Origin of the sequence: Rufibacter sp. LB8 (assembly GCF_014876185.1) — a bacterium.
Classification (GTDB): domain Bacteria; phylum Bacteroidota; class Bacteroidia; order Cytophagales; family Hymenobacteraceae; genus Nibribacter.
The window spans coordinates 3,066,025-3,082,810 of the sequence record NZ_JADALJ010000001.1; the positions used below are offsets into that span (position 1 = coordinate 3,066,025).

General features: G+C 40.2%; 10 protein-coding genes. All 10 read right to left on the minus strand.

Translation table 11 applies throughout. From position 1 onward, the window contains the following. Positions 1 to 68 precede the first annotated feature (68 nt). A complete protein-coding gene (locus IMY23_RS12905) occupies positions 69 to 266 on the minus strand; it encodes a hypothetical protein (RefSeq protein ID WP_192822479.1) in 198 nt (65 codons plus the stop codon). Between the two features lie 331 nt (positions 267 to 597). Beyond that, entirely contained in the window at positions 598 to 1,356 is a 759-nt protein-coding gene (locus tag IMY23_RS12910; protein WP_192822480.1) for a LuxR C-terminal-related transcriptional regulator, read from the minus strand. 379 nt (positions 1,357 to 1,735) lie between these two features. Continuing rightward, the gene (gene brxL, locus IMY23_RS12915) at positions 1,736 to 3,157 is read right to left on the minus strand and encodes a BREX system Lon protease-like protein BrxL (protein WP_192822481.1); all 1,422 of its coding nucleotides are present in this window, start codon (positions 3,155 to 3,157) and stop codon (positions 1,736 to 1,738) included. Between the two features lie 36 nt (positions 3,158 to 3,193). Further along, positions 3,194 to 5,551 carry a hypothetical protein gene (locus tag IMY23_RS12920; protein WP_192822482.1) on the minus strand — a complete coding sequence of 786 codons (2,358 nt, stop codon included), beginning with the start codon at positions 5,549 to 5,551 and terminating at the stop codon, positions 3,194 to 3,196. A 1-nt stretch (position 5,552) separates the two neighbouring features. Further along, positions 5,553 to 9,923: a hypothetical protein gene (locus tag IMY23_RS12925; protein WP_192822483.1), complete on the minus strand. Its 4,371-nt coding sequence runs from the start codon at positions 9,921 to 9,923 to the stop codon at positions 5,553 to 5,555. Positions 9,924 to 9,961: 38 nt separating this feature from the next. Next, a complete protein-coding gene (locus IMY23_RS12930) occupies positions 9,962 to 10,453 on the minus strand; it encodes a hypothetical protein (protein WP_192822484.1) in 492 nt (163 codons plus the stop codon). Between the two features lie 17 nt (positions 10,454 to 10,470). Continuing rightward, positions 10,471 to 11,334 carry a DUF4007 family protein gene (locus IMY23_RS12935; protein ID WP_192822485.1) on the minus strand — a complete coding sequence of 288 codons (864 nt, stop codon included), beginning with the start codon at positions 11,332 to 11,334 and terminating at the stop codon, positions 10,471 to 10,473. Between the two features lie 112 nt (positions 11,335 to 11,446). Further along, positions 11,447 to 12,553: a phosphoadenosine phosphosulfate reductase family protein gene (locus tag IMY23_RS12940; protein ID WP_192822486.1), complete on the minus strand. Its 1,107-nt coding sequence runs from the start codon at positions 12,551 to 12,553 to the stop codon at positions 11,447 to 11,449. After that, the gene (locus IMY23_RS12945) at positions 12,550 to 15,771 is read right to left on the minus strand and encodes a hypothetical protein (protein WP_192822487.1); all 3,222 of its coding nucleotides are present in this window, start codon (positions 15,769 to 15,771) and stop codon (positions 12,550 to 12,552) included. The genes IMY23_RS12940 and IMY23_RS12945 overlap by 4 nt, the downstream gene beginning before the upstream one ends. Continuing rightward, positions 15,761 to 16,672, minus strand: coding sequence for a DUF4007 family protein (locus tag IMY23_RS12950; RefSeq protein ID WP_192822488.1), 912 nt, complete (start codon positions 16,670 to 16,672; stop codon positions 15,761 to 15,763). The genes IMY23_RS12945 and IMY23_RS12950 overlap by 11 nt, the downstream gene beginning before the upstream one ends. Positions 16,673 to 16,786: the final 114 nt, after the last annotated feature.

Consider the following 16,786-nt stretch of genomic DNA (forward strand, 5'->3'; position numbering starts at 1 on the left):
ACCCTTCTACTAAAATAGAGTTTCTGGAACATGATTTACTTTTTACCAGAAAAACGGTCGCCAAATACTTAGATCAATAAGTAGGTATAGACATTCTGCACAAAGAAAGGATAGGCAAATCTAACTTTTATCTGAATCCAAGCTTGGTTCAGGTGATTGTGCATAACAGCCAAGTCTAATTTGCTGGCAAATGCTTCGCGATTTGCAATAGGATGAATAAAATCAACGAAAAACCATCGTTTTCCATCATGGGTAAATTTTGCCATTTCTTACCTATGAGAAACGTATCATGGGTAAAATTCTTGATTTTTTACCTATGAGAAACAAAAGGCAACTTGCTGCTTGACGTTTCATTGAACCATCACTGCAAAAAAATACAGGCACCGTGTTTCTGTTTTCGGGCTTGTTTCTGGAAATGAAGGCGAAAACGGCGGATGGTTTCTTACTTCTTCCTGCACTATTTTCATCCTTTTTGTCCCAGTAAGAAGACAAAGCCGCCGCTGCCAGGCACAGGAATGAACTTCGATTAAAGAATAAAAAAAATCCGTTTTCGGCCCCGTTTCTGGAAATGAGCCCGAAAACGGAAAGTAGAATTACTTACTGCAGGCCTTGCTCCAGGGCGTAGAGCAGCAGTTTGGCGGTGCTTTTGGCCTTGAGCTTGGTTTTCATGTTGCGGCGGTGGGTGTTCACAGTGAGGTCACTGATGTGGAGCAGGTCGGCTATCTCGCGGCTGTTCTTGCCTTTGACCAAGAGGCGAAGGATCTCCTTTTCGCGCTGGCTCAGGGTCACTACCTGCAGAATCTCCTTGTTGCTGAGCAGATACTCCTGGAAGGCAGGGTGATTGTAGCCGTACTGAATGTCAGTGGACTTTTTGTTGCCGGTGATGTTGGTGAACAAAGACACGGTCTTGGTGATGTTGCCTAGGCGGTCGGTTTCCCAGATGGCGTCCTGGCGCTGCACGCGTATGTAGTCGCCGTTGGCCACGCGCAGGCGGTAGTCTATGGAAAACACGTCATGCAGGGGCCGCAGGTGTTTGTACAGCACCGCGAAGTCAATGGCCAGCCAGGTGGCCTTGATGACGGCCTCGCGATCTTCGGGGTGGATGATGTCATACAGAAATTCCACCGTGGGCTTCTCTATAAACCCGGTAATATCTTCATAGCTGGGGCTAATGTACAGTACCTGTAGTGTCTGGCAGTCATGCAGGTACATGAACTGCGAGCCCAGGGTAAAGACAGACACCGCCTCCTCTGGGCTAGATTTGCGCAGTTTGAAATCCTGGAAACCCACATCAAACGGCTGGTTCTGCCAGATTTGCTGGAATACATCAATAGAAGGCGGCAGGCGTTGCGTCATAGCCTTGATTTGGTGGATACTAATTTCCCAAAAGGCAAGGTTAAGGAATAGTTTATCTCCAAAAAATGCCTACTTCTAGGTATTTTTCAGGAGTAAAGCTTACTTTCTGAGGGTAATACCAAGCTGGCAGAAGACTTATCTACCCACTGCTCCTACTGAAGAGGTAAAGAGTGACACTTTTTATTTCAGGATTGAACGCAAAGGATGCTGTTTTCGCCCTCATTTCTGGAAATGAACCCGAAAACGGAGGCATATTTGAACCAGCATCTCTGAGTTGAAAGAAGTGTATCTGCAAATTTTTCTAACTACAGCTTTATAGCTTTACTTAGCCATTTTAGATTTTAAGTAGCATAAGCTAATTAAATAGGGAAGTAAATTTTTACTCAGACAAAATAGGAACAATGGCACGGTCAAATTTCCGATATTCTCCACCTTGGCTATAAAGCAAGTTCCATACTCCCTGGCGTAATTTTATGGCTGGTTTTAAGCAGTGAGTATAAAATTCAGCAAGAGTAGGTTGAACGTGAGGAAAAAGAAGCTTCATGTACCCACTAGCTAGTGTTGTAACAGCTTCTTTGTTTCTATGATAGGCACGCTCCCCTAGGTCAATATTACGGGCGCAGAAAGTATCTGAAGCTGAATGGTGGCTACGAAGTGCTACTAAGATATCACCGAAATAATCAGCTTTTAATCCAAAGCCTAGTGCAAAGCTATTCTGCTCTAATTTAGGGATCTCCCAACCTGGGATTAGGCCTTTAATACGTTCAATGAAGGCTGTCTCTTGTAGAAATGATGGTAATTCTTGTGTAATAGGGTCATTTACAGGCTTTGACTGTGAATCAAGCGTTATGTTTGCTAATAAAACAAAACTACAATCTGAGGCAAACTCGTGAAGCCCTCCACGGGTGATACGACCGTTTGCCATGTATCCCTTCAGCCCCCCAACTATTTCAGCTGGGCTTTCAAATTTAAGGGTTTGTACTTCGTCTAATACAACAACAGCATAACGGGTAAGCAAACCACCTTGTCCATTTGTGTTATTTACAAATAAAACCGCTGGAGATACATTACCACCACTAATCAGGCGCACCTGTGGTGATATATTTTCATATACATAGCTCTTTCCAGTACCACGTGGCGCTAGTTCTATTAGATGAGTATGCTTTTGAACTAATGGTAAAAGCCTTGCAAGAACTAACATTTGCTGCTCAGGGCTATAAAAATCTGGATTGTAACCCATAGATCTGAGAAGGACTGCGCGCCACTCTTCAATTGTAAAATGAGCTCTTGCCTCATTCCAGTCATCTAGATTGGCATCGGCCTGCATGGGTCTAAAATTAGTTATGACTACCCCTTGACCAGTTAAATAAACAAGTTCTACAACCCCCCACATTCCATGGTTTAGTAGTTGAGGGTTTTGTTTAATAATGTCTTCGCCAATGCGTCCATCAAAAATGCCAATCAAGGCAAGACGAGCATTGCGGACTGCTTTGGTCTGACCTAAAGTTACATCAATTTGTACCCGAGTGAGAATTTTTACTCGCTCGCCAGCCAATAGCCGGTTCCGAATAGCGTTTCCTTCGTCAGCCTTAGGAATAACACGAGAGGCCCATTCTTGAACTTTATTCGCATCAGCAGAGCTGAGTTCCCCGTGGCCTGGTACAACCGTTTCAAGTACCCATTCAGCTACATAGCCAGGTACTCCACGGTTTTTCAGTCCAGATGCTGCTAAACGGCGCTTATCTATGGCAGCATTAGTAAAGACACGATCTATTTTAGCTTCTAAGTTTTCAAATTCCATAATCAAATAATTTGGCAAAAGTGATACACCACTAACTTAAAATAAATCATCAAGTGGGTTTGTACTTGATTGCCTCAAATCTGTGTTTCGTAAGTTAGTATTGAGATTAAAAGTATGTAGTTCTCCATCAGGTGTTTCTAAGGTAACTTGTGCCACTGTTTTCTCCGCTTGAGCAGTGTCAGGCCAACGGGGTATCTCAATAGATTTACTTATTCCTATGGTTCCAGGTAGCAGTTCATCAAATTCAATTTCCAGGTCATCAACACGTGGAATTTGGACTTTAACTTTCCGAAGGCGGGCAGGTCTAGAACTACTGTTATTAAGATGTAGTTCAGCTTTCCCTTGTCTATAGGAACGAGATTCTCCAGACAAAAAACCGCCAATCATTAATGGCTCTAAATTGCTTTGTAATTCTATCCAAGGTACAACTACTTCTTCGGGCCAAGCACCGCCGTGTGGAAATATATCAGTTCCTCCTCGCATAGAGCCAGTATGACTAACAATTTTAAAGGAAGCATCTGAACGAGCAATAGCAACCCAATCAGGCAACTTAAAACGGTCAGGATCAAGCCAACGCACTGTATCTGTATCAATAGCTTTATCTGGCCTAGGTATAGGCTTTTTATGTGGAGGAGAAGCTCTATAGGCTGCTCTCCCATGCCCCGTAAAACCAGATATGGGGTCTAAGGTCCTTGGGCTTTCACTTAAAAGACGACCATGGTCAGTTGTAATAATTACTCGGACCTCCGTATGAATTGGAACTGCAGCTACTGCTTCACAAATACTAAGTGCAATCCCTGTTAAAGAAGCTACTGCATTATTTCGTATGGTTTGCGCATTTCCTGGATTATGGTAAATACTATCAGGCTCAGGAGGTAACCAAACTAACAGCTGCCCAGCCTGAGCTACATGCACAGCTTCTGCTAGATTATCTATGCCCCTAACATCTACTGGGGGCATAGGCAGTTGATTAAAATAATCTTCTTTAGCTTTTTGGGTATATTCTAAAGGCACTCCCCAGCGTACAGCCCTCTTTGTATGGGATGTGATAGTAGGGACTAAACCAAAGCAAGGGGTTGCCGCAATTAAGCTCAATCTACCCGCTGCTTGAGATAAAACAAGCTTTTGAAGGGTGAGCGCATCATCCCACCCCAATCCATCTGCAATCACCCAAAGCACTATTTCATTTGACGCGGGCTTTTTTAGGGCACGCGCAGCCCAAAATTGCTGTTGATAGGGAGCAGGGGTACCCACCAGCTTTATTGGATATGTTTCTAAAAACCAATCACTAAAAGCTTCAGATAATCGCTGAACCTCAGCTCTTGCTTTATCATTGTTTTTCTGGCTAGCCTGCCAAAGACGATAAGGGAGATATTGTTGTGTAACCCATTGTAAGGCGCCAGAGGGCTCGCTAGGTACAGGTGGAGGCACAGGTGGCGGAACAAGTTGCCGTAATGTTGCAACCAAAGCGGGAGTTGCTACATGGCTTCTTTCTAGCTGTGATATTAAAAGCTCAGTAGCTGCATGAGAAAATATTGGGGAGTGTAATTGTTGTACTAAAGCCTGTAGAGCCGTTTGCCTTATTTCAGGATGATGGGCTTTGCTAATTTGTAATTGCCACCAAGCAAGAGCTGCCTCGTCTTGTTTGTCTTTAGTAACCCCGCTTAAAGTTGTAACTAGTTGCTGCAGGAAGGCGTTTCTTGCAGCAGTTATCCAATTTGTTACAGGTAATGGAAATTGTGTAGCCCAAGATATAGCTGATTTTAACGCAGGTGAAGACGTCATAGGGTTTTCATAACCTATCCAAGCAGTAAGAGCAGCTTTAGCTTGGGCAGAGTTGGTGGGGAAAAACGCTGCGGCATCTGGAAAGCTTTCATGCCAATCAGCCACCACCTTTTTTATAACTGGTAAATGTTGTTCAGGAAATTGAGTAGACTGGGTTGATAACCAAGATAACCAATAACTAGCCTGGTTACGCACTAACGTCACATCTGTTTGAGCAAGCAAACCATTCCAGTGAGAGAAACTTGGATAAAGGTTCTTTAGAATTTCCCACAAAGGAGGCAGCTTAGTGGTGAAAGGTATTGGTAAATCAGAAAGCACTTTACGGGCTTGTTGCTCTGTAAGTGAAGGGCAACGCTCTCTTAATTGAACGGAAGGAGATATAAGCGTTGCTGTTTGTCCACCAAGTGCTTGCCACCAAATATAAGCCCAATTGCACCGTTCTACTCCACGTACCACTACTTTAGGAACATTATCAGTGGTCTTAACTTTAGCAGCAGCTTTAAGCCATGCTACATCGGTATCTATAACACTATACCCCTCTGGTGCAGGAGCGTCACCAGAGGGGTCTAATAATAGTGCCTTAATTGGTAAAGAAGAACTCTTTGACATATTAGTTGGCAGCTGCAAACGACTCACGTTCTAATAAAAGTTTTAATCGCTCAACACATTTCTTCCTTTGTTGAGCATCCTTTATCTGGCTAAAACGCACAGTAATATCTTCAACTTGGTCAGCATCGAAGCGTTTTTGAAGTGCTTTTTCAAGCTTTTCTTTTCGTGACTTTTCCTCTTTAGGTAAAAAGTGAAATTCCTTATTTATAGCATTCTGAAGCTCTTGATAAATTTTGGCAGGTGGATCATTGGGGTCATTTAACTCATTGCGAGTAATTAAATTAGATAAAATTTCTTCTGCCTCATTTACATGCTCTGCAAAAGCGTCTACCACCGTCTGCTTTGCTTCTAAAACGTAAGATTGTTGTGATTCAGAAATCCCTTCAAGAAGCGTTAGTTTATCATACTTCTTTAGTAGTTTTTGTAGTTCAGTAGTATTTTCTGGGTTATCCTCACGTAAATCAGAAATATCATCTAAGATCTTATTCCATATCCTACACCATTTTAGTGCTTGAGAATGCATTTCACTTTCAGGATTTGCATCCTGATAGTTATCGTACTGCCGCTCAAGTGTACTGGAAAGTGTTTTAATCTCCTTCTCTAAAAATTTTAAGGATTTACCTTCTTTCCCGGGTAGATCCCTTGCTTTAGTTTTATTATTGATCACGCTACTCTCAAGCTCTACAATACGACCTTTAACAGTTGTGATAGTAGAATTAAGAGCAGTTTCTCCTTTTTCAGAATGAGGATTTAAAGTTGTTAGTTCTTCTAAAGCTTCTCGTAATTCATTTAGATTTTTAAGTTTTTCGAAGTCTTTTAGCCTTGCTAATAGGGTAATATCTTTTTCCTCTCCTTGTAGTTTGTCTTTTTGTTTTAAGATAGTTGAAATAGATTCTTCTACCATAGAAAGTCCAACTTCCTCAGTCAAAGGAGATAAATAATTCTTAATTGAAAATAAACGGGTTGTGTTTTCCGAACATTTAGTAGTCGTGCCTAATTGTTGCTGTGAGGTGTATATACTGCATATCAGTTTTACAAGTGAGCGGAGCTTTATTATAAGTTGGGCTTCGGCTTTCTTTACTAAATCTATATTTGGAGGTAGCACACTAACCTGTGGTGGGCCATTCTGGATCTGAACGATTGCTTTGACAATTGCTTGAATTGTGTCGGGGTGGGTGGTTGAGGACAATGTAAAACGTTCAGTTGTTTCACCTAGCCAATTGCAATAAGCTTCTATATTTTGTATTGCAGTTTTTATTTGAGGTGCCGTTTCTCTGGCCCGCTCTTTAAGGATAGGGTCATCACTTTCACTAGCTATAAATTCTTCTAAGGCAGTAAGCCTTGCTTCTGCTTCAGAAAATTCGAGCACCCCTTGATTTTCCCAATCATTCAGTATTTGCTCAAGATAAACTTTAGCCGTTTCTTGGTCTTCACGTGTAGCATGGAGATTAAGGGGGCCAAGAAGGGTGGAGATAACCTTTTCAAAGTTGTTTTCTGTGGTGAACCAGTCTTCCCCTTTTAGTTTTTGCCCAGTTGGGCCGTGATAAAAATTGAGTGAACGGCGATATCTGCCTGCCCAAGCGCAAAAAAGAAGTCCTAATGCGTAATAATCATACCCGTAAGGGGCATTTAACAACTGCAATAGAGGACCTCTAAGCGATACACGGTCATCAGGGCTAGTGCCAACAGGCACTGCTGCTTCTAAAACTTGCCAACCACGTTGTACTACCTCAAGACGAGGGTCTACCACACGTAAGCTTGCGTCAACAACTCCCCAAGTAGTAGAGGAGTCGCGAAGAACTTTGTCATATACTTTTCTTGCTGGGGCTCCAGCGGCACTCCTTGTGTTATTTTCCCAATCTATAAACTTATCACGTCTTAAATAGTCACAGGCTGTCCATACCCCTCTTCTATAATTAGTGCCAGAAGAGGCATCGTCAAGATAAGGAGCTCGCCAGCCATAGGAGTAATCATAGCAGGCTTTGAGTAAAACTCTTAAAGAAGGAGTTGGGATGGTAGATAATAAGGCATTCACAGCAGAAGCGTATACTGTTGGCACCTTGTAATCAATAACTTTATTTTCTTCTTTTCGAAGCTTAGTTAGTTCTGCTTGTTTTTGCGTATTTATCTGCGCTTGAATTTGCTCAATAGCTTTTACTCCTAAGTCAGCACGGGTTTGCGAACCCCAACCATCTAATACATACTGCTGCGCTAAAGCCCGTAGTAATCCTGTATGTGGCTGTTGAGGTAATACAAGAACTACAGGTGGTGGATAAGTTGCATCCAGTTCTTGTATTACTGCATCAAAGTCAGCTTGGGCGTTGGCTCTTAACCAAGCAACCTCTCCATCAGTAAATCCAACTGGCCTTATTGCATAACCCCGACGTGCAGCTACGTCAAGAGAGGAGCTGTCACTGGTAAGCTGGTAACGACGAATTACTTGGCGAAGGTAATCTTGCGACCATAAAATACGTGGCACTACAAATACGTGTGCAGCCCAGTCTATTGGATTACCTAGAGAAACTTCCTCAGCATGATTTAAGGTAGTTAGTTGTTTTCTAAGTGCCTTCTTAAGGTCTTCTTGGTCTTGTACTAATAGATCTGTTTCAGTAGCAAGTGTTTTGCTTGCTTTCATGCCATCTTGGCCCAAACTCCAAAATAAATATTTTGCTCCAGCCGGATCGTGCTGGATACGGCTATCAGCCGCTAACTCTTCAAGTGCTTTTGCCGCATCTTCAGGTGAGTGTCCACTTAGAGCAGCAATAATATTTTCAAAATTAGTTATGCCATCTCCTACAGTTAAATTTGCTGTTTCACGCACAAACATTGCTGCTAATACGTCATCTTTTAACCTAGATAATTCAGCTAATTTTAACTGGGGTAAATCAGCCCCAGCTAATCTAAGCGCATTTTGGTACCTATTCCAATCTTCATCATTTTTAGCCAATGACTCTTTGAAATAGGCGACTAGTTGAATGGCTGGAATAAATTGAAGTGTACCATTAGCATTAAGAACAGGATAGTCAGCAAAGCGTTGGAAGGTCTCCTTGACAAAACCTAAACTGGGCCGAGCTGATACAGTTTCCCGAATACCTAGCGTGCAAAGCAAAGCAGTAGTAAGCGGGTGTAGTGGAAAGCACTCATAACCCAGCTGATTCTGCAATTGCTGTGATGACCATGTAGAATATCTTGCTTGAAAAAGCAACTTTGTCATGTCTACTGCAGCATCTAAGTTGGCTTCGGCAGTCTGATTTTCATCCAATATAGTGCCCAAAAGATCTTTATCTTGCTGAAGGAAATCCCCCAAGACAGCTTCCAGGGGTGATACTAGTACTTTGCGTCCAGGATCTGGAAAACGAGTGAGCTCTCTATTTACTTCATCCAGTCTAGAAGAATTTGCGCCCATAGCACGCTTGGCTATGCCTTCAGGATTCGCTTGCGTAAAAGCTACTATGGCGGCTTTGCTTTGTAAACCAGCAACGGCCTCTAAGAGGTTTTGTAAAGGTTGGTTCCTGCTTAATAAATCATACTCAGTTGCATAATCTTGCACAAACCGGCCAAATTCATCATAAAGAATAAGTAAGCCAGCAAAGGGCTTCCCTTCTCCACAATACCTTTCTACAACACTTTCTATAACCTGTTTTGGGCCTAACATATCGCCAAAGGCAGGAGGGAAACCCGTTACATAGTGCACCATTTGACTTAACTGCTCCCGGTACTGCCCTCGCCGAGAGCTAAGGTCCTCTCGTAGGTCTTGTAGGGTTAAAGAGGGGGTAAGAGACTGCAAAAACTCAGATGCTTTTTCTACATCCGTTTCTTTAGCAGAAAGTGCTGCCAGACCTTCTTCAGCGGGCTTAAACCATAAACCTATATCTTCATTTGCAGTAGCCGGATTGAGAGCAAAGGCTTTTTCAATACCCCTAGTAATACTTTGGGCAATAGTAAGGGTGTCATTCCCAAAAAGAGTTAATACTAAATATGGTTGGCGGCTTTCTTTGAAATTCTTTAGTCCTTCAAAATCCCCTTTAGCATGTTTTATGGCCTCTAGTACCGTGTTTACCTCTGGCGACCCAGCAGTCTTTCCGAAAAAATTAGCTATAGCTAAAGCCAAGTGAGATTTGCCGTGGCCGTAGATAGCCTCCCACAAATGGCGATTACCTTGCTTGGCTATTTCGTCTGACTCAAACCCATCGCGTAATTTATTTAAGGCTTCTAAGGAAGGGAGCTCTTCGCCAATCTGCTGGCGGGTCCAAGAATAAGAGCCAGCTAATTTGGCATTGTTTGGGTGAGAAGGATACCAGGCTAGCTGTACATCGCTGACAAAAGCAGCTTGAGGATTTTCTCTTGTGATATTACCTATTAAATAGTTCATAAAATTGTTGAATAGGACTGCTTAATATTTTATTAAAACTATGTCAAAGACAGAAAACGTTGAGTGCCCCAAGTAGATTCTGGCTCAGGTGGACCAAAACGAGATAATAAGTTAGATGGTATGGCTACAACAATGGGTGGGCGGTAAGAAGCCATACCGTGTAGCTTACTCCAAAATATAGTGCGTTCATTTTCTGATAGCTTGGCTAAAAGAATATCAATTCCCCAAATCCAAACTCCAGGTTCCATAGGGTCTGGGTTGTCATTATTTGGTAATAAATTCAGTATATACTCTAATAATTGAGTGGGACTTAAGCCTACATGGCCATAGGTCTGGCATTTCTCCGCAACGTGTAAACTTAAATGAATTGGCTCTAAAAATAGGCTGGAAGCCCAAGTCTCAGGGGCAGTAAAATATTCATCTTTATTTAAAGCAATTAAAGCCGTGCGTACCCTAGGAGCCGTATGGCCCCGAAGAGAGTTCGCAAGCTTAATTAATTTATTTGGGGCAGAAGTGGCGGTTGTTGACATGTAAGAAAATAATATGATTAGGCATAAAGCGATTCCCATAGGGAGGCTGTGTCTGACCACCTACGCAAAATTTGGGGAGGGTCAAAACGCCGCTGTCTCTGTATTAAACCAATATGTGGTGCCGCTAACTCTGCTAGCTTTGCATTAAAGCCATCTACCCCTAATAATAGTATTTTAGGCAATTCACTTCTAGTTAGAACCTCTTCGTCTAGGGAAGCTGAAGTAGGAAAATGAGCCTGCCAGTAATCCGCTAAAATGCAGGCGAAAACATTAGTAGGAATTGATTGAGGCATTCTAACAAAATATTGGTTTTTTTCTGGTCCTACAAGGAGTCCTAATTTATTTAATCCGTCTTCAGCAGAATAACTCCCTAGTATAGCAGTGGCTGCTGCTTCATATGTTCCGGATGCAAGCTCCTTTTCTTCTGACCCTATGCTTTCAGCTTTGATTGATTCGCTGATTTCATTTTTATTTAATGAGTTACCTAAAAGGAATCTAGTTGTTACTATACTACCCCAGAATTTGGGGCCAAAACCATGTTCTACTGAAATAAAGTAGTGTAAAAGCCATTGAGTTTCGACTAGACTTAAGTTTAAGTCATTTTCAATAACAAGTTTTCCAAAATCAGTGATAGTGCCGTCCCTTTTAATTAAACCGCAACCACGAGCATAGTTTACATTAGAAGTTATTTGATTAGGTCCAAGAGTAGTATTTTCTTGTAGTACTTTATCAGTAGGTTTAATGTTGTTTTTATTATTAGCAGAAACTAAGGCATTCAAAATTTGATTTAACCCAGATCGACTTAATCTAAAAGTTTCTGAAAAAGAAGTTTTTAGCTTTATAATTAGTTTAGATTCATTTTGGTTTGTTTGAACCATCATATTTAAATTTACTTTATATTATATTTAATTTATGCTAAATTCATTTTGATAAAACAAATCCCAATTAACTACAGAACTAATCTTGTATTTTAATAGAATTGTTGTTTTATGCTTATATAAAGCAAGCAGCGCACCCTTCTGCTTCAGAATCGTCTAGAATATCTAAAAGAAATGAGGACTTTAAATTAGATTGATTATGTTCCTGCCGTTTAATATAGTCTTCTTTGATTTGCTTTACTCTTTCAGGCTGAATTAATTCTGACAAGGTTTCTTCCTGGCTCCAGTTATAACCTGCTTTTTCATACTCTAAAGCTTGCTGAAATAACTCTGGATGCTGCTCATATAACCATACCCATTCTATTTTTTGTTGAAAGAAGCAGAAATAACAACCAGAACGACTTCTAGCATATTGCCCTTTCTTATCACCTACCTCAAAATCAATTTTCTTATAATAGGCTGGGACGCCTACTCCGCTCTCTTCAAGAATCCTAAAGATATCATTTCTTAATAGAATCTCTTCATTATCTAGGAGCGGAAAATCTTCTTCCTGCGCTAAAGGATATTCTGTGGATTTAAGAAACTCAAAGATGAGTCTATTGGTCTCTTTGATTCCTTGATTAAAAAGTTGATCTATTTTGCTTTGCTGATTGAAGTTCAAAGCAATCGGCTTAGCTAGTATGTCAATAATTTTGTCTCTTCTACTCCCAAGATCTACACAATCAGTTAAAGCAATAAGTTTTCCAATATTGTTATTATTAACAAACTTGTTAATCACATCTTCACTAAAGATATTCTTTCTAAAGGGGAAGATAGACTGGATATTAGTTTTCTTTGATATATATCCTTCCCTATCTTCATCTCCTCTAATGCCTACATAAGAGACTACCAAGTCATTGCCAACGTACTTCTCAAAAGGTTCTAGTTTAAGCTTTTTGGTACACCAACGAGAGTTAGAAGAAGGTAAAAAGCCACCATACATTTTCAAAAAATGATCAAAAGAGTCCACGTGGCTTCCTTCGGCAGCTTTCAATAATGTAATCCTTTTCCCTAAATAGACTTCTAGGTTCTCAATTAACTGATAAGTTTCATCTAACTCCTTACCTGTATCTGTAGTGTAGTAATCAATATTTAAAGTTGGATAGTTCTGTTTTAGATAAATAGCTAAAGCGGCACTGTCTTTGCCCCCTGAAATGCCTAATACATGCCGTACATTACTCATTTGGATATTATTTCTTTTAAAAGCTTGGCTAATGCAGCTATGTTTAAGCTATTGTCTTTTGAAAGCGCTTCTGCTATAGATCTCTTGATAACTTCTATCTCCTCACTTTTGGTCTTTGGTAGTCTAAGGGTACTGCGGGTAACACCTTCTGCAAAGGAATCAAACTGAAGACCTAGCACTTCTTCTTTCTCTTCATTAATCTCAGATTGAGAGAGTACAGTTAGGCTATCTAAATCTAAGATTAAGGTCTTGAACTTTTCATACAGCAGAATTTCTTCCTCATCTTTCAAGTTCTCTAATGATTTGCCTACTACTGCCTGAACTATTGAGTTCAGCCACGCCTTACGGTCATCTAAAGCTGAGTCTAAGCGCTGGATAAATGTCTTTTGATAAGGCAAGAGCAAATGCTTCTTCAGCTTTTTATAACGCAGCTGTAATTTATTTTTATACTCTTCAAAAGAGTAGCGTTCATATAGTAGTTCATCTTGAATGAAGTCCTCTACTCTATTTACTAAACCTTCATAGCTGGTTCTCACCTCTCTTATAGCATTTTGCAAGGTACTGATATAGTCATTTAAACTAATAGAATCAGTCTTTAATTGGCTAAAAGAAATACCCAATGCACTAGGAAAATCTTCAAAGAAGGTTTTCTCAGGATCTTCTGATTTAGTAATGGCTGCGCGTATAGCCAATGCCTCTCTGCTTAAGCGCTTGGTGTTTTTGGAATATGCGGGTAAGTCTCTGTAAAAGGTTAAAAAAGGCTTAATGGTCTGGATGAACGTCTGGTTGTCAACTTTCTCTTTTATTTCCTGGTTTAAAAACAAGCGGTAGCTATTGAAGATATCAAGTTTAACTCCTTCAATGTCAAACGCCTTAACCCAAAAAGCCTTAGGCTCTTTAGAAATAAGTTCTAGGATCTCATCATTTAAAACAGGGATGTAACCATTCTCACCAAAGAGTGCCAAATCGTTCCTTTTCAAGAAAAGAAAAGTAGGTACCCAAAAGCCTATCAACCCTTGTTTTAGTTTTAAAGGCCGTTTATTCAACTCCTCTATAAATTCAGTAAGGTTAGTCTTCTCCTGCTTTGCTTTTCCTAAGAAGTTAAGTGAGCAATCCCATAAGGCTTTGAAAGAGGACTTTTCTGTAACAGCTATATCTTGCCCTGCTACATCTATGTAAGGAGAAAGTCCATTCTGCTTAAGCAAGGTAATGTAAATGGTTTTCTCTGCAGGAAATTTATCTGCTGGAAAACCAAGATCTACTTGCATCCAGTGGTTAGCCAGTGCTTTAAAGTAATTCCTTTTTGCACTATGTATAGCCCCTGAAATACGATGTTTGTTGACTAATTCATTATTGAATTTTGGCGTGCTTGGATATACATCAACACAAATGGTAGAGAGTAGTACAACAAAGGCTTTCTTATCTTCAAGCTTCCATTCTTTACCACCCCAAAACCAAGCAACTGCGCTTTTCTCACCAAAAAGATTTCTATCAATGTAATGCTGAAGCAACTTCTTTTGATGGAGAATAATATTCTCTAATTCTCTTTTAGCTGTCTTGTCATCCCGGTTCCCTTGTAAGACTTTCTCGGTTTTTTCAATCTCATACAGAAGAGTTTTTATCTCTTTTGAGTTTTTAAAATACCCATAGAGTACTGCTTCCTTTTGCTCCTTAGATGCCTCTTGAACTTCTTCTATGCTTAATTTCTCATTGAAGATAAGGTTAATGAAACCATCCATTTCTCCTTGTGGAATGTCTGCTTCAAGATTTTCTTTAATCTGGTAACTGAAGTACCGCGGAGTGCCTGTCCAGTAAAAATATGATTTAGCTAATACTGGCTCTTGCTCCAAGTATTTTTCAAGGACAGTTTTAACATCTGTGATTTCATTGACAGTGTCTGCCGCTTTAATTAACTCTCCTTCTATGTCTACATCTGTTCCCTCAAACAAAATGTACCGCTTACTATGATTACGGTACCTAATAATTTGCTTTGACTTAGATTCTAAATCATTTATCAAAACCTCTGCCTCTGGAATTCCTAAACAGAGAGTAGAGTATGCAACTAAGAAGCTCTTGTTTAGATTTGAACCCGCAGCTGCATAGATGCTTAATAACCCAATTGATTTTACTATTCTGGAATATGCTTCTAAATTATTCTCAAAGCTATTTTCTACTTGCTCTAGCGCAGTTCTAATAGATCCCCAAGCTGTTAAATCAGGATTATATTTCGAAGTAAGGAATGAATAGAAGTTAAAGCTTAGATAATCATAAACATTTGCCAAATTATAGAAAGGGGCTTCTGTTTTTCTGAACCTTGCAATACTCGTATAGTCTGTTGCTTCCAAAAACGAAAACAATGACCGCTCATTCTGCCCATACCGCTGTAAAGATAATGTCAAAATATTGGCAGCAAAGAGATCTAGCGGGAATACCTTCTCACTAATTTCATTGCTGCATGCAGTATTTTGGAATGCTTTAGAGTTTGCAAATATTTCATGTGCATCTTCAACGCTCTCCTTTGGAGCTTTGAATTTAGTGGCTGCATCTATGTGCTCTGCTGCAAGAAAAAGCAGCTGTTCTACCGGCTCATTAAACGTAATTTCTCTGAAGCGGCCTTTTACTTTTGTCCATTCCTGCCGCTGAGCAGGTGTAAGGCCATAGGCATAGCTTTCAAACCCCTGGTGTATTGTAGTTACTAAGACAATGTTGTATTCAGGGTTATTGGCAAACTCTGCTAACTGCTGCACAAAATATAGCTCTTGCTCAGGATTGTTCTGAGCCGCATATTCTAACAGCTTACCAAATTCATCTATCTCAATGAACAACAATCCATTTTCGCCTAGGTCATGGTATCTGTTGTAAATTTCAGACAAAACATTCTCTGGCAGATTTTGCTCCGCTTTAATTTCCAAAGTAGAAGCTAGTATCTCAATAATGCTGTTGAAAGAACCTACAACTTTGATAACCTCAAAATTAGGCTCTTGCATGAACTTAGCATTAAAATAAGGCTTGACACCTTTTAAGCTTTGCTCCAGTGCAAGTAGAAAGGAAGACTTACCTGTACCGTAAGACCCAATCAGGTTAAAAGCCCGGGTACCTTTTCTAAAATCATCTACCATTTGCCCAACCACACGCTTTGCGTTAGGAGTAGGTATATAGAAAAAGTCCTTCTCAGTATCTCTTATGATATTTATAGAAGGCGTAAAATTATTTTGCATAGTACAATTTGAGAATTTCTAAAGGCGCTATTTCCTTTTTAAACTGCAATTCTTTAATACCTGCTTGGTCTGTGTATGTGATAAAAGAATATGCTTCAACAGCTTCTTCAATTTTACTTACTAAGCCTGATCTATTTAGCGCAAAGATGTTTCCTGGGCTATTAATATCATTCTCTAAACTGTGTAAACTTATGGAAGCACCATAGGCAGGATTTGAGCAGATGGCATAAAGGAGTACTTCCGCCGGAAGAGCCAACCTCTCTGTATTCTCTATATAAAATAGATCATACCTTATCTTCTTGCCATTTTCCTCTTTTACTTGCATCATTGACTTCAACAAGCCCAACTCCGTTAATATCCCAGAAAAGCTATCTTCTATTCCATTCTTTGAATCCTCGTTGCCAGATAGATACAATTTACGGAAAACATCAAAATCATCGCCAACTGTCTTAGGATTGAAACTCAATCCTTTTTCTGTTTCTGCTTTTCGTTTTACGTAATTGACAAAAGTGTCTTTGTTGAAATGCATCTTTTCTTTTCTGAACTCATTAAAAATCAGAAAATAAGAAGACGCTAATCCTTTGCTTACTAGTTGGTAATGCAACAGCCACAGGCTTGCACTGTCTTCCAAAAACGGGTCAAAACCTTTATCACTAAAAAGAGACTCTCCAAATTCAGTAACCTCATCTTTGCTGTCTACTATGTTGAAAGCTTTCAACCAATAACGGATAGAGGCTACCATGTTCTTACCAACGCCCAAATCAACCACCGCACTTTCGCTGTGGAAGGACCCTCCTGCTTTTATATAGTCAAATCCCTTCTTCAACCAAAGCTGTCTACATTGAAAGGACTCATGGCCTGAAAAAGAGTATTTGATACGTAGCTCTTGCTCGCTTATCATTCGTGTATAAAAAAGGTGATTCTGCTATATACCAAAGGTAAGAAATCAGGGGGATATCTTACCAGTTAAACACTTGCTAAAAAGTCTAATCTGCTAAAATATTTAGCACCAGCT

What these genes read in the sequence shown, in the direction of transcription:
- IMY23_RS12905 (WP_192822479.1), bottom strand. Translation starts at nt 266, where the DNA reads ATGGCAAAATTTACCCATGATGGAAAACGATGGTTTTTCGTTGATTTT.
- IMY23_RS12935 (WP_192822485.1), bottom strand. Translation starts at nt 11,334, where the DNA reads ATGATGGTTCAAACAAACCAAAATGAATCTAAACTAATTATAAAGCTA.
- IMY23_RS12945 (WP_192822487.1), bottom strand. Translation starts at nt 15,771, where the DNA reads ATGCAAAATAATTTTACGCCTTCTATAAATATCATAAGAGATACTGAG.
- IMY23_RS12940 (WP_192822486.1), bottom strand. Translation starts at nt 12,553, where the DNA reads ATGAGTAATGTACGGCATGTATTAGGCATTTCAGGGGGCAAAGACAGT.
- IMY23_RS12920 (WP_192822482.1), bottom strand. Translation starts at nt 5,551, where the DNA reads ATGTCAAAGAGTTCTTCTTTACCAATTAAGGCACTATTATTAGACCCC.
- IMY23_RS12925 (WP_192822483.1), bottom strand. Translation starts at nt 9,923, where the DNA reads ATGAACTATTTAATAGGTAATATCACAAGAGAAAATCCTCAAGCTGCT.
- IMY23_RS12930 (WP_192822484.1), bottom strand. Translation starts at nt 10,453, where the DNA reads ATGTCAACAACCGCCACTTCTGCCCCAAATAAATTAATTAAGCTTGCG.
- IMY23_RS12910 (WP_192822480.1), bottom strand. Translation starts at nt 1,356, where the DNA reads ATGACGCAACGCCTGCCGCCTTCTATTGATGTATTCCAGCAAATCTGG.
- brxL (WP_192822481.1), bottom strand. Translation starts at nt 3,157, where the DNA reads ATGGAATTTGAAAACTTAGAAGCTAAAATAGATCGTGTCTTTACTAAT.
- IMY23_RS12950 (WP_192822488.1), bottom strand. Translation starts at nt 16,672, where the DNA reads ATGATAAGCGAGCAAGAGCTACGTATCAAATACTCTTTTTCAGGCCAT.